Annotated in this window: 16 protein-coding genes; 14 read left to right on the forward strand and 2 right to left on the reverse strand. The window is 47.9% G+C overall.

Translation table 11 applies throughout. The features are described 5' to 3' along the window. Window positions 1-106 precede the first annotated feature (106 nt). The gene (locus ACN08Z_RS07880; protein ID WP_419103975.1) at window positions 107-1,525 is read right to left on the reverse strand and encodes an NAD(P)H-quinone dehydrogenase; all 1,419 of its coding nucleotides are present in this window, start codon (window positions 1,523-1,525) and stop codon (window positions 107-109) included. Between the two features lie 131 nt (window positions 1,526-1,656). Between ACN08Z_RS07880 and ACN08Z_RS07885 the strand changes: the two genes are divergently transcribed. From ACN08Z_RS07885 to ACN08Z_RS07900, 4 genes are all read left to right on the forward strand, one after another. After that, window positions 1,657-2,472, forward strand: coding sequence for a purine-nucleoside phosphorylase (locus tag ACN08Z_RS07885; RefSeq protein WP_419103989.1), 816 nt, complete (start codon window positions 1,657-1,659; stop codon window positions 2,470-2,472). Between the two features lie 43 nt (window positions 2,473-2,515). Beyond that, window positions 2,516-4,234: a phospho-sugar mutase gene (locus tag ACN08Z_RS07890; protein WP_419103976.1), complete on the forward strand. Its 1,719-nt coding sequence runs from the start codon at window positions 2,516-2,518 to the stop codon at window positions 4,232-4,234. A 77-nt stretch (window positions 4,235-4,311) separates the two neighbouring features. Continuing rightward, window positions 4,312-5,028, forward strand: a complete 717-nt coding sequence (gene deoC, locus ACN08Z_RS07895; protein WP_419103977.1) for a deoxyribose-phosphate aldolase — start codon at window positions 4,312-4,314, stop codon at window positions 5,026-5,028. A 120-nt stretch (window positions 5,029-5,148) separates the two neighbouring features. After that, window positions 5,149-5,433: a hypothetical protein gene (locus tag ACN08Z_RS07900; RefSeq protein WP_419103978.1), complete on the forward strand. Its 285-nt coding sequence runs from the start codon at window positions 5,149-5,151 to the stop codon at window positions 5,431-5,433. Between the two features lie 117 nt (window positions 5,434-5,550). On the opposite strand, the gene mfd is transcribed toward ACN08Z_RS07900, so the two are convergent. Then, a complete protein-coding gene (gene mfd, locus ACN08Z_RS07905) occupies window positions 5,551-9,177 on the reverse strand; it encodes a transcription-repair coupling factor (protein WP_419103979.1) in 3,627 nt (1,208 codons plus the stop codon). 1,000 nt (window positions 9,178-10,177) lie between these two features. Between mfd and ACN08Z_RS07910 the strand changes: the two genes are divergently transcribed. The 10 genes from ACN08Z_RS07910 to ACN08Z_RS07955 form a co-directional block, all read left to right on the forward strand. Continuing rightward, window positions 10,178-10,960: a hypothetical protein gene (locus tag ACN08Z_RS07910; protein WP_419103980.1), complete on the forward strand. Its 783-nt coding sequence runs from the start codon at window positions 10,178-10,180 to the stop codon at window positions 10,958-10,960. A 5-nt stretch (window positions 10,961-10,965) separates the two neighbouring features. Continuing rightward, window positions 10,966-14,079 carry a fibrinogen-like YCDxxxxGGGW domain-containing protein gene (locus ACN08Z_RS07915; protein WP_419103981.1) on the forward strand — a complete coding sequence of 1,038 codons (3,114 nt, stop codon included), beginning with the start codon at window positions 10,966-10,968 and terminating at the stop codon, window positions 14,077-14,079. A gap of 337 nt (window positions 14,080-14,416) precedes the next feature. Further along, window positions 14,417-15,166, forward strand: a complete 750-nt coding sequence (locus tag ACN08Z_RS07920) for a CDP-alcohol phosphatidyltransferase family protein (RefSeq protein ID WP_419103982.1) — start codon at window positions 14,417-14,419, stop codon at window positions 15,164-15,166. Window positions 15,167-15,179: 13 nt separating this feature from the next. Next, window positions 15,180-16,100, forward strand: a complete 921-nt coding sequence (locus ACN08Z_RS07925) for a glycosyltransferase family 2 protein (RefSeq protein WP_419103983.1) — start codon at window positions 15,180-15,182, stop codon at window positions 16,098-16,100. Window positions 16,101-16,103: 3 nt separating this feature from the next. Continuing rightward, a complete protein-coding gene (locus tag ACN08Z_RS07930; RefSeq protein ID WP_419103984.1) occupies window positions 16,104-17,402 on the forward strand; it encodes an O-antigen ligase family protein in 1,299 nt (432 codons plus the stop codon). Window positions 17,403-17,404: 2 nt separating this feature from the next. Further along, complete coding sequence (locus ACN08Z_RS07935) at window positions 17,405-18,913, forward strand: lipopolysaccharide biosynthesis protein (protein WP_419103985.1); 1,509 nt, start codon at window positions 17,405-17,407, stop codon at window positions 18,911-18,913. A 6-nt stretch (window positions 18,914-18,919) separates the two neighbouring features. Further along, entirely contained in the window at window positions 18,920-20,149 is a 1,230-nt protein-coding gene (locus ACN08Z_RS07940) for a Wzz/FepE/Etk N-terminal domain-containing protein (RefSeq protein WP_419103986.1), read from the forward strand. A gap of 27 nt (window positions 20,150-20,176) precedes the next feature. After that, the gene (gene pssD / locus ACN08Z_RS07945) at window positions 20,177-20,626 is read left to right on the forward strand and encodes a PssD/Cps14F family polysaccharide biosynthesis glycosyltransferase (protein ID WP_419102093.1); all 450 of its coding nucleotides are present in this window, start codon (window positions 20,177-20,179) and stop codon (window positions 20,624-20,626) included. 69 nt (window positions 20,627-20,695) lie between these two features. After that, window positions 20,696-21,358 (forward strand): glycosyltransferase, encoded by a 663-nt coding sequence (locus ACN08Z_RS07950; protein WP_419103987.1) that lies wholly within the window; start codon window positions 20,696-20,698, stop codon window positions 21,356-21,358. Window positions 21,359-21,516: 158 nt separating this feature from the next. Then, window positions 21,517-21,983: DUF2505 domain-containing protein (locus ACN08Z_RS07955; protein WP_419103988.1), on the forward strand; the 467-nt coding region annotated here is incomplete at its 3' end.

Here is a 21,983-nt window from a genome sequence, read left to right on the forward strand (position 1 = left end):
GCTTACTATTGGGCGATATTATCTTCAGCCCCGGCATATATGGGGTGGGGTGTTACCAGTACTGGTAACACCCCACCCCTTATATATTGCCTCCGACGTTAATGACTTAGAGGGCCTTATGCAGTTTTCGAGCAGCTTCCGAGATAGATCCTGTCAATGAGGGATATACGGTAAAGGTCTCGGCAAGGTCATCAACATGCAATTTTTTATCGACTGCTAATGCTAGAGGAAAGATGAGTTCTGAAGCACGCGGTCCAACAACCACACCACCGAGAACTGTTCCAGAATGTTGGCGTGAGAAAATTTTGATGAAACCGTCTTTGACTGCCATCATCTTTGCGCGTGGGTTCGTCGAGAGAGATAGCATGATGGTATCTGCACGGTACGTTCCTTGAGCAATTTCTTTTTCGGTGATACCAACGGTGGCAATCTCTGGTGAGGTAAAAATATTGGCGGCAACTTGGTGAGTACGTAGCGGTTTTACAGCGTCTCCCATCATATGTGCCATAGCGACTCGCCCTTGCATTGCGGCAACAGAGGCTAGAGGGTAGACGCCGGTACAGTCTCCTGCTGCGTAGATACTGGAGATGTTGGTACGTGATACTTTATCGACGATAATATGACCGCTTTGTGTGGTTTTGACTCCGGCGTTTTCTAGTCCAAGATTTTCAGTATTAGGAATAGAGCCAACAGCGATAAGGCAATGTGTTCCTTGAACTTTTCGTCCGTCTGCTAGAGAGACAATTACTTTGGTTCCGTCCTCGGAATAGTTAACGGCTTGAGCTCGTGAACGTGGAATGACTTTAACCCCTCTGCGGTCGAAGACATTTTCAAGGACTTCAGCGGCGTCTTCATCTTCTCCAGGTAGTACGCGGTCTCGAGAAGAAATGAGGGTAACGTGTGAGCCAAGACGGTTGTAGGCTGAGGCGAATTCTGCACCGGTGACTCCGGAGCCGACAACAATGAGTTCTTCGGGGAGTTCTTTGAGTGAGTATAGTTGCGTCCAGTTGAGGATGCGTTCTCCATCGGGTTTTGCTGTTGGCAGTTCTCGTGGGTGTGTTCCAACAGCAAGGAGGATGAACTCTGCTTGTAGTTCATAGTTCAGGTTGTTGTTTTCTTGGACTTCTACGGTGTGTTGGTCTTTGAGTTTTCCGGTGCCTTCGATAATGGTGACTCCGGCTCGTTCTAATGATCGTTTAATATCTGCTGATTGTTGTTGGGCAAGTCGTAGGAGCCGTTCGTTAACGGTTTTGAGGTCGACGTAGGGTTTGCCTGTTGTTTTTTCTTCAGAAAAGCAGATTCCAAGATCTGCTGTTTCGTCGAGGGATGCCATAATATCGGCTGAGGCGATGAGGGTTTTTGAGGGGACGACGTCGGTAAGTACTGCGGAACCACCAAATCCTTGTCGTTCGATAAGCGTTACCTGTGCGCCGAGGGAGGACGCTACGAGTGCGGCTTCGTACCCGCCGGGGCCTCCGCCGAGAATGATAATAGTGCGTGATGCGTAATCTGTTGTATGAGTCACCCTTCTATTGTGATGCAGAAGATAATTTCATTCAAACTCTTACGCCTTTTTCGTGCACGTTTCCCACCTTTGAACGCAATTTTGATAGGTTAGCATGTGTGATACATGAGAAAAGTACTTTAACGTCTGCTCTGCCTACTTCTTCCCCAGAGCACCCTGCACACATCCTTGCACAGCAAAGCGCTACACGCATCAGTGAGCTGACCGGAGTCGCTCAGCACGATATTGCTCTAACCCTCGGCTCAGGCTGGGGTGAGGCTGCTCAACTTATCGGAGAAACAACACACACAATTTCCGCAGCAGAGTTACCAGGATTTCACGCTTCTGGTGTAGCTGGCCATGCTGGAACAATTTCTTCTATCTTGACCCCTTCTGGCCAGCGCGCTCTTGTAATTGGCGCTAGAACACACTATTACGAGGGTCGTGGAGTCGACGCCGTTGTTCACGGAGTTCGATGTGCAGCAGCGGCAGGTGTCAAAACAATGATTCTGACTAATGGTTGTGGCGGTCTCAACCCGTCATATTCAGCGGGCATGCCAGTTCTCATTAGTGACCACATTAACGCTACGGCAACCTCTCCCCTATCGGGTGCTCATTTTGTCGATTTAACCGACCTGTATTCTCCTCGTATTCGCGCCATTGCGCAGGATATTGACCCCTCCTTACAAGAAGGCGTTTATTATCAGGCGCCGGGACCTCATTACGAGACTCCTGCAGAGATTCGCATGATGCGCACGATGGGAGCTGATTTGGTGGGTATGTCTACCGCGCTAGAGGCCATTGCTGCTCGAGCTGCGGGACTAGAAGTTTGTGGTATTTCGTTAGTCACGAATATGGCTGCAGGTATTCAAGAGACTGCTTTGAACCATGAAGAAGTGATTCAGGCTGGTATCGATGCCGGACCTCGTATCTCGCGTTTACTTGCCGATATCATCGCAAAAATTTAATTCTTTTGTTCCTCATTCCACAGTCATTTTAAGGATTTTCTCGATGGATCAGTCCTCTGACCTATTAGCTCAAGCTGAACATTGGCTGAGCATTGACCCCGACGCCACAACACGTCAAGAACTCGAAAAGTTACTCTCGCAAGTTCGTGACGGTGACGTCCAAGCTGCCACAGACCTCGCCGAGAGATTTAGCGGCACCTTACAATTTGGCACTGCGGGGTTACGAGCTGCTTTAGGAGCAGGGCCAATGCGTATGAACCGTGTGGTGGTACGCCGCGCAGCAGCTGGTCTTGCCGCGTATGTGAGCGGGCGTTCAACGCACGAGAAGTGGTCTGGTATCACCGCTGTTGTTGGCTATGATGCACGCTATAACTCAGATATTTTTGCAGAAGAAACCGCCGCAATTTTTACGGCAGCCGGTATCCGCACACTCTTGATGCCTTCAGCTCTACCAACACCTGTATTAGCGTGGGCTTGCCGTAAGTTTAATGCTGAAGTTGGTGTCATGGTCACAGCTTCTCACAACCCACCCGAAGATAACGGTTATAAGGTATATCTTGGCGGTCAAGCTGTTGCAGAACACGGCCGTGGAGCTCAAATTGTGCCTCCCTATGATGCAGATATTGCTCATGCAATCGCCAATATCGTTGATGAAGAAATTGTTTTAGCAGAACAAGGTTGGGAAGTTCTCGATCAGAACATCGCCTCAGAATATGTTGAAGCAATTAATCATCTAGACTCAACAGAACCCAGCGACTTACGTATCGTATATACAGCAATGCACGGTGTCGGTGGGCAGACCGTTCTTTCTGTTCTCAACAACGCAGGTTTTACTGAGGTATTTCCTGTGCAGGAACAATTTGTTCCCAACCCTGATTTTCCAACAGTATCTTTCCCTAATCCAGAAGAACCCGGTGCTTTAGACCTTGCTTTTACGTTAGCTCAGCAGAAAAACGCCGACCTCATCATCGCCAATGACCCAGACGCAGACCGTGCAGCTTTCGCAGTGTACGACCCCCACCAAAATTCTTGGCGTCAGCTTCGTGGAGATGAAATTGGTTCACTTTTGGGTGTGGCAATGATCGAGAAGCTCACCAAAACACCAGAAGGCATTACGAACGCTACGTTTGCAAACTCAATTGTCTCATCTCGTCAGCTAGGTGCTATTGCTCAAGCTCACGGAATCCGTCATTATCAAACCCTCACCGGTTTCAAATGGATTGCTCGCATTGAGGGGCTTAGCTACGGTTATGAAGAAGCTATCGGCTATAGCGTTGCCCCAGATTTAGTCAAAGATAAAGACGGTATTTCTGCCGCACTTGTCGTAGCTCGTTATGCTCATCGTCTCAAAGAACAAGGTTCTTCTCTCATTGAGGTTCTTGACCGCATCGCCCAAGAACACGGTGTATACGCTACCGATCAGATTTCAGTTCGTGTTGAAGACCTTAGCCGTATCGGACAGATGATGAGTTCTCTACGAACGACGACTCCTCCCACCTTAGGTGATTCACCACTACGTACTCACGCTGATTTATCAGATGGTTATGAGGGTCTTCCCCCCACCGATGGTCTACTGTTCTTAAGCGAAGATAATTCACGAGTTATTGTTCGCCCTTCAGGTACAGAGCCTAAACTCAAATGCTATGTTGAGGTTATTGTTCCTGTCTCTAAAGAAGATGGTGCGCTCGTGGTAGCACGTCAACAGGCGCAAGAACGTCTAGAACGTATTGCGCATACGATGAAGATTGCTTTAGGCGTCTAGAATTATTTATTTTTGGGTTTCGCCTTGTCATCTTGCAGTGGTGTGCCCCATATTTTACGGTCATGGAGAATATTTAGATGAATACACCTACTACTGGCGGTTCAGCTGCACAGCTAAGCCCCACTGAACTAGCGCACATGATTGATCACACGATTCTTGCTTCTTCAGCGACAGAAGAACAAGTCCGTTTACTCTGCGCACAAGCTCGTGAACACGGTTTCGCATCAGTGTGCGCAAACCCTGTATGGGTTAGCGTCCTCGCCGAAGAACTAGCCGGATCTGAAGCAGTTCCTTGTGTTGTTATTGGGTTCCCTTTGGGTGCATCTGCACCAGAGGTCAAAGCCTTTGAAACTCAAACAGCTGTATCAGCTGGCGCTCGCGAAGTTGATATGGTCATTAACATTGCTCATGCTCTGAGCGGGAATCGTCAGGCTTTGGTCGAAGACATCCGTGGTGTTGTTCAGGCTGCTCATGATGGTGGGGCAATTGTTAAGGTCATTATTGAGACCTCTGAACTTAACGATGAGCAGAAAGTTCTTGCCTGTGAAGCTGCCATCGAAGCTGGCGCTGATTTTGTGAAGACCTCTACTGGTTTCTCTTCAGCAGGTGCAACGGTTGAGGACATCGCTTTGATGCGACGAACAGTTGGTGCTGATATAGGGGTTAAGGCTTCTGGCGGTATTCGTACACGTGAGCAAGCTCTTGCCATGATTGATGCTGGTGCTACTCGTATCGGAGCTTCTCAAGGTATCGCCATTATTGGTGCTGCAGATGCCGTTGAGGGCGCTTATTAATCTTTAAGAGGTGTAGAAAACTTAGGCACACAATGTGCATAAGTTTTCTACACCATCTATACTGAGGTTTAACTTCTTATTACATATCGTTCGCTTCTGCATTGAGAAAGACGTTTTTCTATGTCACACTACCAGCACGACTACCATAAAGAATCTAGTGGACAGTCTGGTCCGCAGTTCTCTGGTCAAGGTCAGCACCTTGAGAATATTAGTATCTTCTCGGTGTTTTTTGTTATCTTTTTGTCCGGTCTATGGTGCTTAAACACGTTCCCTGATGGTGGATCATTCTGGTTTGCGTTAGGAACACTCATCCTTGGTAGCATCTGGGGCGTTGTCTTCCATGTTTTGCCATCCAAGACAAATACTGCTCAGCGTACCAGCGGCACTGACTTGACCCAGCTCTAATCTTCACCGTCGAAGAGCCATTAAACGCTTAAGAAAAATAGCGGTGGGACATAAGAGAAATTCTTATGTCCCACCGCTATTTTTCTAGAACGTCACTCCCCCACCCACCTTAAAGTCTCATTGTGGGTCAATAATGACTTTGAGGAAGTTCTGAACCCAGTCAATGAGTGGACGGTCACTGAGATCTTTGCCCCCAACACGTGCAGTTTTAGGACGTGGAAGAAGAATCTGAGAATGTGTACTCTCTGGAATTTTCCGGTAAGTTGCATCAGGGTACATACGCTCTAAACGCATTTGACGAGATTCTGCAAGTTGATCTACCGGATAGAAGCGGACTTTCGTTCCCATCACAACAATTTCTTGAACGCCTAAAGAACGAGCATAAATACGTAACGATGCCACTAAGAGAAGGTTTTCTACCGGTTCGGGAAGCTCACCGTAACGGTCCTTGAGCTCTTCTCGGATGTCGTTGAGTTCCTCTTCACTATTAGCTTGTGCGATTTGTCGGTATCCTGCAAGGCGTAAACGTTCAGAAGAAATATATTCATGCGGGAAGTGTGCGTTGACTGGGATATCAACTTTAACGTCAATATTCTTTTCTTCTTCACCATCAGAGCGGAACTGAGTGATAGCTTCGCCCACGAGACGAAGGTACAGGTCGAAGCCGACTCCTGTGATATGTCCAGATTGTTCTCCGCCAAGGAGGTTTCCTGCCCCTCGAAGTTCAAGATCTTTCATCGCTAATTGCATACCGGAGCCAAGCTCATTATGTGTAGCCACAGCTTTGAGTCGTTCTAGTGCTACCGTTCCAAGGAGCTTTTCTGGGGGGTATAAGAAGTAAGCGTAGGCTCGTTCTCGGCCTCTTCCGACTCGTCCACGTAGCTGATGCAGTTGAGATAGGCCATAGTTCTGCGCCTGATCGACGATTAGGGTATTCGCATTAGAAATATCTAGACCGGTTTCAACGATAGTGGTGCAGACGAGTACATCAAATTTTCGTTCCCAAAAATCAACAATAATTTGTTCGAGTCGGCTTTCACTCATCCGCCCGTGAGCGATGGCGATACGTGCTTCGGGAACAAGTTCTTGTAGTTCTCGTGCCACAGATTCGATGGAAGAAACCCTATTATGCACGAAGAAGACTTGCCCTTCTCGCATAATTTCACGACGAATAGCAGCAGTGATTTGCTGGTTGGTGCGAGCGCCCACGTAGGTGAGAACGGGATGTCGTTCTTCAGGTGCAGTGGCGAGGGTAGAGGTTTCACGAATACCTGTGAGTGACATTTCTAGTGTTCGTGGGATGGGTGTTGCTGACATGGCTAGGACGTCAACGTTTGTTCTGAGCTGTTTGAGTTTTTCTTTGTGTTCTACACCGAAGCGTTGTTCTTCATCAATGATGATGAGCCCGAGGTCTTTGAACTCAACGTTTTGTGAGAATAGTCGGTGTGTTCCAATAATAATATCGGCGCTGCCTTGCGTTATTTCTTCTAGTGCTTCTTTTGTTTCTTTCGCTTTTTGGAATCGGGAGAGGACGCGTATACGTACGGGAAATCCAGAGAATCGTTGTGAGAATGTTTCGTAATGTTGTTGTGCTAGGAGTGTGGTTGGTACGAGTACTGCCACTTGTTTTCCGTCTTGTACTGCTTTAAAGGCTGCTCGGACGGCAATTTCTGTTTTTCCGTATCCGACGTCTCCGCAGATGAGGCGGTCCATCGGTATTTCACGTTCCATATCTGCTTTGACATCGTTGATGGCAGAGAGCTGGTCGGGTGTCTCGTTATAGGGGAAGGCTTCTTCGAGTTCACGCTGCCATGGGGTATCGGGGCTGAAGGCATGTCCTTTTGAGGCTTGTCGTGCAGAGTAAAGTTTGATGAGGTCTGCAGCGATTTCTTTAACAGCTTTTCGAGCACGGCTTTTAGTTTTTGCCCAGTCAGAGCCTCCCATTTTAGATAATGTTGGTGCTTCTGAACCAACGTAGTGAGAGACTTGGTCGAGTTGGTCGGCGGGTACGAAGAGTCTGTCTTTAGGTCCTCCGCGTTTGGAGGGCGCATATTCGAGGACGAGGTATTCTTTGGAGGCTTTGTGTGGTGAATTGTGCGCTGTTCCTGCGATGGGGCGCTGTATCATTTCGATAAATTGCCCGATACCGTGTTGTTCGTGAACAACATAGTCTCCTGCTTTGAGGGCGAGGGGGTCTACAGCATTTTTTCTGCGTCGAGTAGGTAGTTTAGTATTTCCGCTACGGGAGATGATGTAGTTGCTGGTTCGTCCGAGGATATCGGCTTCAGTGAGGAAACCAATTTTGGCGTCGTCGAGCATAAACCCTTTTCCTGTTTGAGCGGTGGTTAGCTCAATTATTCCGGGGTCGGGGATGTTCTCTAGACTGTCGGTACGTGTGGCAGGAATTTCAGCTTGGTGGAGTACTTCGATGAGGCGGTCGAGAGGCCCGTTGCCGGCTGTTACAGCAACGATTCTCCATCCGTCACGTACTTTCTGGTGAAGTTCTTTGAGGAGTTCTTCAACTTTTCCTGCGTAGGAGTGCGGTTCTCTGGCGTTAAAGGTGATGGAGTCGATGTCGTTTTCGATGGCGTCGTCAATGCCTAGGGCTGTCATTGACCACCATGAGCAGTGGTTTTTGTGTGCGTGTTGGCGCACTTGTTGCAAGTTTTGGAATGATCCCTCGTTGAATTCTTCTCGGTGTTGTCCGACGTCTAGGGGTGCTTTTTCAGCGTCGTTCTCTTCGGATTCTGCGGCGCTATCCCATGCTGCGTGAAGGAATTCGTCGTTTGTGGCGACTAAGTCTCTAGCTCGTGTGCGTATTTTTTCTGGTTCGAGGAGGAGTGCGATGGAATGTGTTGGTAAGACGTCGATAAAGGTGGTCATTTTTTCCACGAGTAGTGGGGTCAGTGATTCCATGCCTTCGACGTAGATTCCTCCAGCAATTTTTTCGAGCATAGTGCGTGCGCCGGGGAAGTCTTTTTGTAGTTTTGCGGCTTTGCTCATGACTTCGGGGGTGATGAGGAGTTCGCGGCAAGGTGGTGCGTAGAGTGTTTGTGGGTGTTCTTTTGAGGTGATGGTTCTTTGGTCTGCAACGGAGAACCATCGAATGTTTTCGATTTCGTCGCCGAAGAATTCTATACGTGCGGGGTGTTCTGCTGTCGGCGAGAAGAGGTCTATCATTCCTCCGCGGACGGCGTATTCTCCGCGTTTGGAGACGAGGTCCACTCGTGAGTAGGCGGCATTTTGTAGAGCGTGGATGACGTCTTCAAAGTTTTGTTCTTCTCCGCAGCGTAAGGTGACTGGCTCCATTTTTTCGAGTCCGTCTACGATGGGTTGGATGATGGAGCGGATGGGCGCAACGATAACTTGAGGTGTTTCGGTCTTTAGTTTTCTAAGGAGGCTGAGTCTCTCTCCGACGGTGTCACTGCGTGGGGAGAGTCTTTCGTGTGGGAGCGTTTCCCATGCTGGGAAGAGTGCTATCTTGTCTGGTTTTAGGAAGGATTCGAGGGCTAGGCGTGTATCTTCGGCTTCTCGTTCTGTTGCGGTGATGACGAGAGTGGTTGCTTGAGGTGTTGTTTTTTGGAGGTTCGTTGCAATGTGTGCAATGAGTGGGGGACGTGCTCCGTCGACGGTGCCGATGGCTAGTTCTGTGGTTCGTTTTTCTGGGTTTTGCGCCGCATATTCTCCGATACGAGCGAAGGTTGGTTCTGTTTCAAGAAGTAGGGTGAGTCCCGTGAGGCTCATTGGAGCTTCTTTCTGCTGTTTAGTGTGGATTTAAGCTGTTTATTATTATCGCATAGGAACGTTGGTGTTGCAGGTTTGGTTTTGGGTCTTGTTTTTTCTTAACTGAACGGTGACTTGCTCAGATATTTTTATATTTGGTGCGTGGCTCATATTTTTCTTTGAGTTTTATCAATAATTATTTTTATTTAATTTTATTGTTGTTTTTATTGCATAATTCGTTTTCTTGGCGTGACGTGGTTTTTTATCAACACTCTCACCGTAGCGTAACCCATAGTGCGTTTTGCTTATATCTAGAGGAGATTTACACTGCCGCCTTTTGCCCAAAGAGACAGGCTCTAGGTTACTCGCCGGTAACACGGATCATCACCGCGAGGTCGAGAGGCCCCTGGCTGACGGATTATCACTTCACTCATCAAGAAGCTCTTGGGATGTTCTTTGGGTTCAAAAATATCCGTTTCAAGCTAGTTTTAGCTGTTTTTACAACCTTGTGTGTTCAACGCGCAACCTTTCCTTTCAATAAGGACTTCACGGACTTCAAGGACTTTTATGCCGCGTTCAATCTTCTTCCCTTTCCCTAAGAAAGACACGCCTCGTGTTTTTTGTTGGGCAAAAACCTACCTTTTGGCTATTATCTTCCTCACCAAAAAATATCCAACACCTAAACCCTTGAGCGTCTTTTTATTTCATATTAGTTACATAGTGTCTACTATATATTGTTCATTTTTGAAAACTTGTAGCATTTTTGAACTTTGTAAAGGATTTTTTCACCTTTATATATCCCCTAGGTGCATTTATGGGTACAAAATAATTCCAATTTTTTTCTAGTTCACTCTATAGAATAAAAAAAGTTTGCCCGTCCATAGGCAAACACTCGCATCACTCGCAAAACCACACCACTCAGTATCCACACTGAGAAAAACCTTTGCTGTCTACCCTTTTAGAGGCTTTAATGCATCGAGCACACAGAACACCTCTGCCTAGGCTAACGTCTAAGCAGCTCATGGGAGCGTCCCTCGTTCCTCTCCTTCTACTGACCGGATGTTCTGGCGAACAGCCAGAGACAAAAAGCGCATCATCATCGCAACAGCAACACCAAGCTTCACCCGATAGCTCTGCTGCCGCATCCGCATCTCAGGACCCTAAAAACACCCCCACTCAGCACAACGAAGCGTCAGCAGATTCAACACAGAAACCTGCTAACACAGAGCAAAAACATAAGGAGCCTGAGCAAAAGCTAGAAGAAAACTATGCTGGAGCAGAGTCACTTCAACATTCCAAAGAAGTACAACCTTCAGAAGAACACGTTGCCGAAACAGAAAAGCTCTACACCTCTTACCAGCAGGTACTTTCTGATATTGGAACAGTCAAACCATCTGAACCAACAGAAGAAGACCCTGCACAAAGTGGAGAAGACAGTGCCCCAGCAACAACAGTAACTCTCGACCAAGCCACTGAAGAGAAAATTACCTCTGTTGCAACAGGAAGCGCCGCTGAAAGCTTCATCGTTGCTGCCGAAGAGTTCGCAAATAATCAGTGGACTCAAGAGGGCACAGCAAAGGTCGTCGGCACTCCCAAAATAGCTGACGGTACATACAACGACCAGCCAGCAAAAATACTTCAGGTATGCCTTGACTCATCACAAGTTAAGGTCAAAAACGCTGTAGGAGACGTTATCAATAACACCTCAGCACCTGAACGTTCACTCAATATTTTTACTTTGATACAAGATAACGGTCAGTGGAAAATCGCATCTCACGATTTCCCGAACAACCCAGATTGCTAAAGGCTATGAAGAAGAAAACACTATCCCAAGCACTTTTAGCTTCTGCCGCAACCGCAGCTCTTGGGCTATCGTTCCTCACCACCACCTCGGCACAGGCGGAGAACACTAAAGATGGCTCATCCAGCGACAAAGCAGCAGCATCGTGCTACGAAATTAAACAAAATAACTCCCGTTCACGCTCCGGAACATACTGGCTTTATACCCCAGAGATGGACGCGCCAGAACAGTTCTACTGCGACCAAGAAACCAATGGTGGCGGATGGGTTCTCATCGGACGCGGACGTGAAGGCTGGACAGAACAATACGCTGGACAAGGAGACCCCCAAAAGCTAGCGACAAACCCTGACGGCACTGACGCCTTCTCCCCTATCCAACTTCCCTCACTAACTGTTGATGCGCTCCTTAACGGGCAGTCCCCCAGCGAACTATCAGATGGTGTACGATTCCGTCGTAGCACCAACGCTGAAGGAACCAAATGGCAGGAGCTTACTGCTCAACGAGCTCAAGCTAAAAACTGGACTTGGGCGCTCCAGGCAACTGCAAACTGGGAAAATATCAAGTTTGATAACCCTTCTTGGACCGATTGGAACCGGTTCTACCACCACTCTCTAGGACGCATCGGAACTTTTAACACCCGATACAATGTCCTTCGTTTCAGCACATCTAAAGAGTTCAACTGGAAACTTGGATTCCAGTTTGGTCCTCGCGTGTATGGAAACACCAGCCCTAACTCCTACCTATGGTCACCCAATGGGTCCTACGCAGTACCATTCACTCAGGTATATCTTCGCCCGAAACTTACTCAGGCTGACCTAAACCTCAACGCTATTGCTGATTCCGGTGCAGCGGCTTCCCAAAAAGTAGAACTACCTAATAGCTACTCATCTGCCATGAAATGGCGCACATCCGAAGCAACCGGAACTGGCACCAAATCAGAGATGAACACCTACGTTCAGGCCATCACACAGGTCGGTGACACAGTATTCACCGGTGGCGACTTTAAAAATGTTGTCAGTGCACGTGGAGAAACTGTCAACCAGTCCTTCATCGCTGGCTACAACGTTAAAACTGCTGAGCTCGTACGTTCTTTCACCCCCAAGCTCAACGGGCAGGTTAAAGCTGTAGAAGCTCTACCTAACGGAACTTTAGCTGTTGGTGGCGAGTTCACCGAAGTCAACGGTGAAAAGGTCGATGGCTTCGTCATCCTCAACCCCGTTACCGGAAAGATTGACCGCACCTACGATTGGCATATCCAAAACCGCCTTTCCTCCGGTGTAACCACGGTCAAGACCATCCACGCTAAAAACGGTTACCTCTACATCGGTGGTATCTTCACCCACGTTAAAGGCTCCGGATCTTCCGCATACGCATATTCCCGTAGCGCTGCACGCTTCGACCTCAACACCGGCTCCGTCGACTGGAAGTGGCGTCCAAACTTTAACGGCACTGTCAACGGCATCAGCGCAGCTGACGATAACTCTGCAGTCTATGCAGCAGGATACTTCTCAACCCTTGGTTCAGAACGTACCTGGAAACTCGCAGCCATCGATTACAACAACGGTACCCGTAAACAAGACTGGGATTGGCGCTTGTCATATAACAAAGGCAACCACAAGAACCAAGGTTTCCAGTTTGACGTCCAAGACGCTCATGACTCAGTATGGGCAGGCGGCGCAGAGCACCTCGTTGCGCAATACAACAAGAACGATCTTTCACGTCGTTCTGCAGCCATCACCAAATCTGGTGGCGATTTCCAAGACCTTCACAAGAGTGGCAACGTAGTGTACGCTGCATGCCACTGCGGTGACTGGATTTATGAAGGCGCACAGACACACGACCGCCCATGGGATGAATCTAGCAATATCCACATGGAACGCCTCGTCAACGCTTTTGACGCAAACACCGGAGCGGTTCTTCCAGAGTTCAACCCCATCATCAGCGGTGCTAGTGGATACGGTATCTGGGAGTCCTTCGTAGACTCCACCGGCGTTCTCTGGGTTGGTGGCGACATCAACCGAAGTGCTGGTGCTTCCGGCGTTCAACAAACTGTTGGTTTTGCTCGTTACGCACCCCGTGACGTCACTCCACCAGCAACACCTGCAAATCTTTCTGTAACGACTCGTAACGGTCAAGATATCCTCAACTGGGATAGCAAAACTAATGGCAAGACCACCTACCAAGTCCTTCGTGACGACCGCGTTATTGCAACCGTTGGTCTTGGCGTTACTACCTACGAGGTCGAGCACGCTGATAACGCTCGCTACTTTGTACGTTCTGTTGATGCAGCTGGAAACTACTCCGCATCAACCCCAGTGGCTATCGCAGGTCTCGGTAACGGTGTAGTTGACCCTGAGAAGCCAGAGCCAGTAGATCCTGAGAAGCCAGAGCCAGTTGACCCTGAGAAGCCAGAGCCAGTTGACCCTGAGAAGCCAGAGCCAGTTGACCCTGAGAAGCCAGAGCCAGTAGATCCTGAGAAGCCAGAGCCAGTAGATCCTGAGAAGCCAGAGCCAGTTGACCCTGAGAAACCAGAACCAGTTGACCCTGAGAAACCAGAGCCAGTAGATCCTGAAAAACCAGAGCCTGTAGACCCTGTGGCACCTGTTACTGATAAGGTCCTTATCAACCGTGGCGAGCGCTGGAACGTTCTTCTAGACCCAGTCTGGGCGAATAACTCTTGGCGCGAGGTTGATACTGACGTTACCGGTTGGTACAACGCTACAGCTCCAATGGGTTGGAACAGTGCACAGCTAAGAACTGAGCTCAACTCAAATGTCTTCAAGCAGCCCACATCCATGTACACCCGCAAGGAAATCCAGATTGAGAATCCCTCGGATTATGTATCTTTGGAACTCAACATGCGTTTGGATGACGGCGCTATCGTGTACGTCAATGGTAAAGAGGTCAAACGCCACAATATGCCTTCTGGCTATGTTGACGCTTTGACTCGAGCTACTGCAGCTCCTGCTGACTGGTCTGCAATCAATAACCCAGTTATCATTCAGATTCCTGCCTCTGACCTCATTGAAGGCAAGAACGTTATTGCTGTAGAAACTCACGGATTCACCAACTGGTGGGCACGAGTCTCCTTCGACCTCTCCGCAACCTTGCGTGTTGGTTAGTCGAGACCATAAGTTGAGCTGAGGGCTCAACTCATGTGAGCTGGGGTGTGTTCTTTGAATGCTCAAAGAACACACCCCAGCTTTCTCAGCTTTAATACATCTCACAACAAGACCAAATATTTCGTGGCAACTCATCACCTAAACGATGTTTTCTCGGTACATATTGCCCCACAAACGTCGTTTTAGCTTGGTATCTCACAGTATTCTCAAGATTTTGAGGATACTATCTAGTGTCACCGAATACTTCTGCTCTAGCAGATGTAGCCGAAGTTTTTCTCCTCATACACCATGCATTCCACACCATGGTTTGCACTGACTTGATTGGTATGTTTTCGTTTTGAGTACTCAACACACAGCATCTTCTCCGCAAGGTTTCCGTGAGACTCTCGCGGCGTTAGAATCTGCCCAAAAACCTGGCCACGGAGTCCCTGCTTACACTCGTTGGGTGAATCGTCGCCTTGCACGGTATTTCGCGGCAGCAGCTGTCAAATATGGAATCAGCCCCAACCAAGTCACCGCAATTAGCGCTTTCTGGTCCTTCACAGGAATAATCCTCATAATTTTCGCTCCCCCCACCTTCGGAACAGCGTTGAGCATCAGTATCCTTTTCGCTCTCGGATACGCCCTCGATTCGGCAGACGGACAAGTCGCACGAGTCACCGGAGCATCCTCCCCCGCCGGAGAATGGCTAGATCACGTCGTTGATTCCATCCGAGTACCAGCTGTTCACCTTGCCGTACTGATTTCATTCATCCGCTGGCAAGATGACTGGCCAATACACGGATGGGCATTATGGTGGATTCCTATTGCGTTTACGTTACAAACTGTTGGGCACTTCATGAGCCAAATCCTTGCAGAACAGTTACGCAACAACCGTAAAACAGCAGCACCTCCTGCCGGCGGCGCACTCAGGTCTTTCATCAACTTACACATGGATGCTGGCACACTCTGCTGGATTTTCATTCTCTGGGGTTGGGCACCAGCATTTATCGCTGTTTATGCCCTCCTTTTCTGCGCAAACCTTGCCACTACCGCGCTTTCTATGAAACGTAAATTCCAGTCCCTGAACACACCAGCTGACGTATAAAAGAGGTCTGAGCATGTCATTTCCAACTATCTCCGCAGTTATCGCAACTATCGGTTCACGCCCTGAGCTTCTTCGCACAGCAGTGCGTTCTATTATGGAGCAAGATTATCCAGGAGATATCGAAGTCATTGTCGTCTTTGACCACGTAGAAATTGATACGCTCACCGATATTCATATTCCGCAAAATCGTTCCCTCAAAACTATTGTCAATGAGCGTCCACAAGGTTTAGCCGGCGGTCGTAATAGCGGTATATTAGCTGCTTCTGGAGAACTTATCGGGTTCTGCGATGATGACGATTACTGGTACAAAAACAAGATATCTCGCCAAGTTCAACTCTGGGAAGAGAATCCACAGGCTATCGCCATTTCTAGCGGTATTACAATCCGCACTGCCGGCGAAGATGTACAACGGCTAGCACCTGAGCGAGCAACCTTCACAGATTTTCTTCTCTCCCGTATTACCGAGATCCATCCCTCCGCCATGCTCTACCGTAGAGCAGACCTTGACGGCGGAAAAATTGGTCTTGTAGACGAACAACTTCCTAGTGCCTACGGCGAAGACTATGATTTGTTGCTAAGAGCTACCAAACATGCTGATGTGCTCAGCGTCCAAGACCCTCTCATTCTCGTCTTATGGGATAGGCCTTCATTCTTTGCCGGAAAATGGCAGTCTATGGTAGACGGTCTCACCTATCTTCTACAGAAGTTCCCTGAATTTGAACAGCAGCCTCGAGGACTTGCCCGTATCAGCGGTCAGGTAGCTTTTGCGTATGCTGCACTAGGGAACTCACAACAAGCACGACGCTGGGCACGAGCAACACTTTCACGTGACATCACTCAACTTCGAGCGTGGGCTGCGTATATTGTTTCCACCGGTCTAGTCAAAGCACATGTTCTATTAGACTTTGTACAAAAAACAGGTCGGGGGCTATAAAACATGGCGCTAGCACTTCTTAAATCTCGTGGTGGCACACGTTTCGAACATCAACCGGACCCCTACTCCACCCAAAGTTTTGCTCATCTTCCAGCCTGGCCTCTATATACACTCCTTTACGGTTTCCCTATCATCTGGGCGTTGGGCCTTTGGCAGTTCCTACCGACGGTTCTTGCCCTCATCATGGTTGCCTATATGATGATTCGCGGGAATATTCTTGTCTATAAGACACAATGGCTCTGGTTTGCACTCACATTTTGGTGTCTTGTATGTACTGTCTCTCTTCACGGCGGTAGCGATATCCTCGCGTGGGGGCTGAGATTCGTCAACATCTTTAACGTTGGTGTCTACGGCGTTTACTTTTTCAATGCCCGAGAAAAGATATCGGCTCAGGGAATGCTTGGTGGGCTTGTCACGGTATGGTACACCGTCGTCATTCTAGGGTGGTTTGCATTATTCTTCCCAGATTTTCGTCTTATCACACCCATGAGTTATCTCATGCCAGGCGGACTTTTGAATAATCCTCTCGTCCGTGATTATGTGCAACCACCATTGGCAGAAGTACAGCTTCCTTGGGGTGCCCCAGAACCTTATATTCGTCCGTCAGCGCCCTTCCCTTACGCAAATAGTTGGGGTCTAGCCTTTACCTTCTTAACCCCCGTTGTTTTGGCAGTGATTACTGCAGCAACCAAGAGGCGTACAAAAATTATTTTGAGCTTATCCGTTGCGGCAGGTCTTTTCCCTGCAATCGCTACCAGTAACCGTGGCATGTTCATTGGCTTAGCATTATGCGTCAGCTATGTTATTTTCCGCCATGTCCTTGAAGGAAACTTGAAAGTAGCTTTCTACGGGTTGGTTGCAGCCATCATCGCTCTTATTGCGTTAGTTGCTTCAGGAACATTAGCTCAGATTCTAGGACGTCAAGAGTACTCAGATTCAACCGGTGGGCGTGCAGCTCTTTATAAAGCAACGTGGGAAGCTGTTTTAGATTCACCACTCGTTGGCTATGGCACATCACGAATGAATGTCACTATTGGTGTTTCAATGGGCACTCAAGGCTACCTGTGGGCACTCATGTTCTGTTTCGGTTTGGTCGGGTTATTCCTCTTCATGGCCTTTATGCTCTATTCCATCGCAAGCACATGGGGTGTAAGTTCAGCTGCCGGTATTTGGATTCACTCTGTTCCGGTATGCGCTATCTGCGTTTTTATCTTCTACAGTTTTGACATCATGCAAATGACAGCAATGATGCTCTGCCTTGCTCTGATTATGCGTTCTATTGTGCATGAGGAGGGTCTATAGTTATGGCTTCTCTTGCTAAAAGTGGGGCAATTTCCTCTGTTTTTGTCATGTATGGTGCTGGCGCTGCGTTTGTTGCGACTCTCATCGTTTCTAATAGCTTAGGAACCTCTGGCGCTGGAGATTTTTTCCAGGTCATGGCACTTTTTGCTATTGGAACATCGTTATCGGTGTTTGGTTCTGATACTGGTTTAGTTCGTACGGTGTCAGCGCAGAAAGCAACGGGGCGTTATTCAGCAATCACGTCTCTTATTCGTTTTGCGGCTATTCCATCGGTAGCGATTTGTTTAGCTATCAGTTCTTTGACAATTGGCTATGCTTGGCTGATGCCTGAGCTCTCTGAATCTTACCGAATGATGCTCAGCGTGACCGCAGCTTTCCTACTTTGCGCAACTTTTATGACCATCTGTTTTGGTGTCTTACGAGGCCTAGGTCAGGTAGTTCTCTTTACCGGTTTGCAAAATGTTCTGCTTCCAACGCTACGTATTGTCGCGGTGTTCTTAGTAGTTACGGTAGCCGGTAATGCTCTTGCATTAGCGTTCTCTTGGGTGATCCCCGTAGTGGTTGTCGCTATCGTTGCATTTTTTGCTGTACGACGTTCGCTTCCGACCGAAGAAGATTCGTTAGTTGAGAATCCTTTACCCGCAGAGACTTCTCGTTCTTTCTGGAGCTTTAGCTCGGCCCGTGGAGTTTCTGCTGTCGTTGAGTCTATTCTCGAATGGATTGACGTCCTTTGCGTAGCGGCTTTTGTCGGAGTTGGCGCTTCTGGTGTGTATGGTGCGGTTAACCGTATGGTGCGAGTTGGCGTCATGGTTGAGCATACTGGTCGTATTGTGACGGGTCCTTCTATCAGCGCAGCTTTAGCCGTCAATGATTATCCGCGTGCACAAGAAATTTTCCTCGGCAATACTCGTGCACTGATCGCATTAAGCTGGCCGTTCTATCTCACGTTGGCGTTCTTTGGCCCTCTCTTATTGGAGATTTTTGGCCATGGTTTTTCTTCTGGCGCAGGTGTTCTCTGGGTGATTTGCCCGGCGATGATGGTCGCGATTGCCGCAGGAGGAGTTCAGTCTGTTCTTTTGATGAGCGGTAAGAGCCGCTGGCAACTTTATAACAAGCTTTCGTCCTTGGCCGTTTCACTTCTACTGAATTTCACCCTTGTTCCTGTATGGGGCTTATATGGTGCAGTCGTTGCGTGGTCGGCAGCTATTTTAGTTGATACTTTTCTTGCTTCGTATGAGGTCTTTTTCCTCGTTGGTATCCGTAGTTCCTTATCACAGCTTTTACCGGTGATGGGTATTGCTGGGGGTATACCCACAGCGGTAGCTCTATTAGTGGTCATTTGGCTGGGAGTTACGTGGTGGTCTCTGCTGGTGTATCTCAGTATAGCTATAGCACTATATTGCTCAGCTATTTTAGTTTTCAAAAAGTCTATGGGATTAGAAAAACTTTTCAATAAACGTCCACAACAAACTCGTGTTGGCAAACACTTTGCCCCTAAGAAAGAGGTCTAGAAACTTATGGCTAGAAATACTTCTCGTCGAGCAGTCGTCGATTCGCCCCGAGCTAATGCCCGTGCAATTCGTACAGTCTCATTATCAGCACAGCTGAAAAAGATGGTACGTCATCCTATGGTGATTGGCGTAACGGTTCTCGTCTGTGTCTTTATTGCAGGCGTATTCTCACTGATTGCAACACCAAAGTATGAGGCTTCAGCAACCGTTTTAGTCAATCCTCTATCAACAAACCCTAGCTCTTCAAGCCACGGTAATGTCTCTATCAATACTGAAGCTTCAGTTGCGAGCTCTCGTGAGGTAGCAGAGGCTGCAGCAAAGTCACTAAGCTCTTCACACGATGATTTAGTCTCTGAGCTACGTCAATCTATTGAAGTTTCTGCGCACTCTGGCACCGCTATTTTTGATGTCAAGGCAACAGCTTCTTCTGCACAAGACGCAGCAGAGTACGCAAATGCGGTAGCACAGGCCTACCTTGCGGTACGTTCTGATGCGTTGCAGGATTCTGTTAATACGGTTGCTGCCGGAATTGAAAAGCAGATTAACGCTCTTGGCAAAAATGGTAATGATGCTGCACGCACCGCATTAGAAGAACGTTTAGCTCAGGTACGCATTACCGACACTAATGCTGGACGTATTATTACTTCAGCAAAGGTTCCTCAAGACTCTACAAATCTAGGGTTCATTAAATGTATTTTTGTCGGCGCGGTATCGGGTCTTTTGTTAGGTGCCATCATTGCATGGGTATTAGATTCTCGTGCACGTACAGTGAACTATCGTGACCGCGCAGAAGATATTTTGGGAGAAGATGTCTTCGTCATTCGTGACACCCAAGATATCGAAGATACTCGCCGTGCTTTCCGCTCTATCGGCGTGATCAATGGTGATTTCCGCAAAGCCAATATTGCTGGTGCCGTATTGTATTCTTCGGTTCCACGTGCTTCTGACGATTTTGCGGCAACATTACGTCAAGCTTATGCGGATAAGGGCCTAACGTTTGTTGACTCCCCTGCTTCATTGCTTTCGCAGAAGAAACTGTCTCCCTCAGATACACCTAATGTACTAGTCACTGATCGTGGCACAGAACTTTCAGAAGTATTATCTGCAGCGGATGCTCTTGGCGCTTGCGTTGTAGTGCTTACTCCTGAAACTTCAGTCAATGATTTAGAAGAGTTCGTCAGTGTTGCTGAGCACATCACCGATGCACATTTCTTGTATGTCTTCTTGACCTCCTAAATTTTCCGTCCATTGTAAGGATTGACCATGAAAGTACTACTTGTAGCGAGCGCTGGAGGACATCTAGCACAGCTGATTGCTCTCGATAAGTTCTGGAAAGAGCATGAACGTACTTGGGCAACTTTTGAGTTGCCTGAGGTCAAGGCTGCTCTTGAAGGAGAGACGATTGATTGGGTGTATTTTCCGACAACCCGCAATATCCCCAATGCTATTCGTAATCTAAAAGTCGCATGGAAGACTTTGCGACGAGAAAAGCCGGATGTGGTGATTAGTACTGGTGCTGCGGTGTCGGTGTCATTTTTTGCGGTTGCAAAACTTTTAAAAATACGCACTGTTTTTATTGAAGCCTATGACCGTATTACGATGCCAACGATGAGTGCACGGTTATGTTATCCCATGAGCGATTTGTTTGTCGTTCAGTGGGAAGAACAGCAGAAAGCATTTCCAGAGTCAGTTAATATTGGGGCCATTATGTAATGATGCGCTGTTCCGTTAGCACAATGTTGTCACCATTTTTATTCGTTCCGTTTGTGAAAAGAGATGTACATGAGCGATTCTCAGAACATGAGTACCCCTTCACCTCAACAGCAAGGTTCTACTTCTGATGTGTCAGATGAGTTGCAGAACCAGCCGGTCAGTTATGACCTTGTGGTGTCTTTAGGTACGGACTATCACAAGTTTGACCGGCTTGTTGAATGGGTTGAGTCGTATCTTCTCAATCATCCGACGGTTACTTGTTTGTTTCAGCATGGGTTTACTGAAGGTGCCGAACACGCAACAAAAAATATTGACAGAATGCCTCGTTCTGAACTGTTAAAGATTTATGAGGAGGCTAAGGTGGTTGTGGTTCAGGGTGGCCCAGGGTCTATCCTTGATGCGCGTGAAGTTGGTGTTATCCCTATTGCGGTGCCACGCCTTGCAGAATTTGATGAGGTTGTTGATAATCATCAGGTTCAGTTCTCACAGGTGATGGAAAATAATGGTGAAGCTTTTGTTGCTATAGATGCGCGTGATCTTGCACAGAAGATTGATGAGGCGTTGAACAATCCGCAGAAGTATCTTGGCTCTCGCCGTGTTCCAGGAGCCGATCAGGCCTCAGAAAATCTCTCTGCGGGATTAGCTTCTTTGGCTCAGGTGCAGGCAGGTCATGATATGCGTAAGTTTATTCGCCGTTGGAGACAAGTTATTCGAGGTATTGTCCGTTCATAGGACGGGTAGAGTCATAGTCATTCTTTTATAGCGAAAACCTGTTAACGTAACCGTGCTGGGACGAGGTTTTCGGTTAGCTTTATAGTAAGAGTTTTTTATGATGCTACTGTCGTTATAGGAATATCTTTTTCAATTCGCTCTTTTAGGAAGGACAGTTCATGGCAATTCAAGAAACCACTACGGTTAATGCCCCTATCGACCGCGTGATTGAGGCATATGCTTCTGAAGACTTTGCGCGTTTTGTATGCGAAAAAATGGGTATTGGCTTTGAGGGTCTCGAAGTTTCGGGAGATACTGCAGGCGCGTTTTCTGCTGTGAGCAAGCGTTCTGTTGCAGCTGACCGTGTTCCTGATATTGCTCAGAAGTTTGTTTCTAAAGGCCTTCAGATGACCCAGTCTGACACCGTTTCTGCTCCAAGTGCTGATGGTAGCCGAACGATTAGCTCCGATATTAAGGTCTCGGGTATGCCCGTTTCAGCGCGAGCAACGCAGAAGCTTACTGCCTCAGGGGAAAAGACTGTTATTGAAGTATCTGGGCAGGTATCTTGTTCAATTCCTCTAGTAGGTAAGAAAATTGCTGCTGCAGCAGAACCTTATGTGGGTAAGGTTCTTTCAAAACTTGGTTC

It is taken from the genome of Rothia sp. P7181, assembly GCF_048513015.1.
GTDB lineage: Bacteria > Actinomycetota > Actinomycetes > Actinomycetales > Micrococcaceae > Rothia.

What these genes read in the sequence shown, in the direction of transcription:
- ACN08Z_RS07930 (WP_419103984.1), top strand. Translation starts at nt 16,104, where the DNA reads ATGGCGCTAGCACTTCTTAAATCTCGTGGTGGCACACGTTTCGAACAT.
- ACN08Z_RS07925 (WP_419103983.1), top strand. Translation starts at nt 15,180, where the DNA reads ATGTCATTTCCAACTATCTCCGCAGTTATCGCAACTATCGGTTCACGC.
- ACN08Z_RS07890 (WP_419103976.1), top strand. Translation starts at nt 2,516, where the DNA reads ATGGATCAGTCCTCTGACCTATTAGCTCAAGCTGAACATTGGCTGAGC.
- ACN08Z_RS07950 (WP_419103987.1), top strand. Translation starts at nt 20,696, where the DNA reads ATGAGCGATTCTCAGAACATGAGTACCCCTTCACCTCAACAGCAAGGT.
- ACN08Z_RS07935 (WP_419103985.1), top strand. Translation starts at nt 17,405, where the DNA reads ATGGCTTCTCTTGCTAAAAGTGGGGCAATTTCCTCTGTTTTTGTCATG.
- pssD (WP_419102093.1), top strand. Translation starts at nt 20,177, where the DNA reads ATGAAAGTACTACTTGTAGCGAGCGCTGGAGGACATCTAGCACAGCTG.
- mfd (WP_419103979.1), bottom strand. Translation starts at nt 9,177, where the DNA reads ATGAGCCTCACGGGACTCACCCTACTTCTTGAAACAGAACCAACCTTC.
- ACN08Z_RS07940 (WP_419103986.1), top strand. Translation starts at nt 18,920, where the DNA reads ATGGCTAGAAATACTTCTCGTCGAGCAGTCGTCGATTCGCCCCGAGCT.
- ACN08Z_RS07910 (WP_419103980.1), top strand. Translation starts at nt 10,178, where the DNA reads ATGGGAGCGTCCCTCGTTCCTCTCCTTCTACTGACCGGATGTTCTGGC.
- ACN08Z_RS07915 (WP_419103981.1), top strand. Translation starts at nt 10,966, where the DNA reads ATGAAGAAGAAAACACTATCCCAAGCACTTTTAGCTTCTGCCGCAACC.
- deoC (WP_419103977.1), top strand. Translation starts at nt 4,312, where the DNA reads ATGAATACACCTACTACTGGCGGTTCAGCTGCACAGCTAAGCCCCACT.
- ACN08Z_RS07900 (WP_419103978.1), top strand. Translation starts at nt 5,149, where the DNA reads ATGTCACACTACCAGCACGACTACCATAAAGAATCTAGTGGACAGTCT.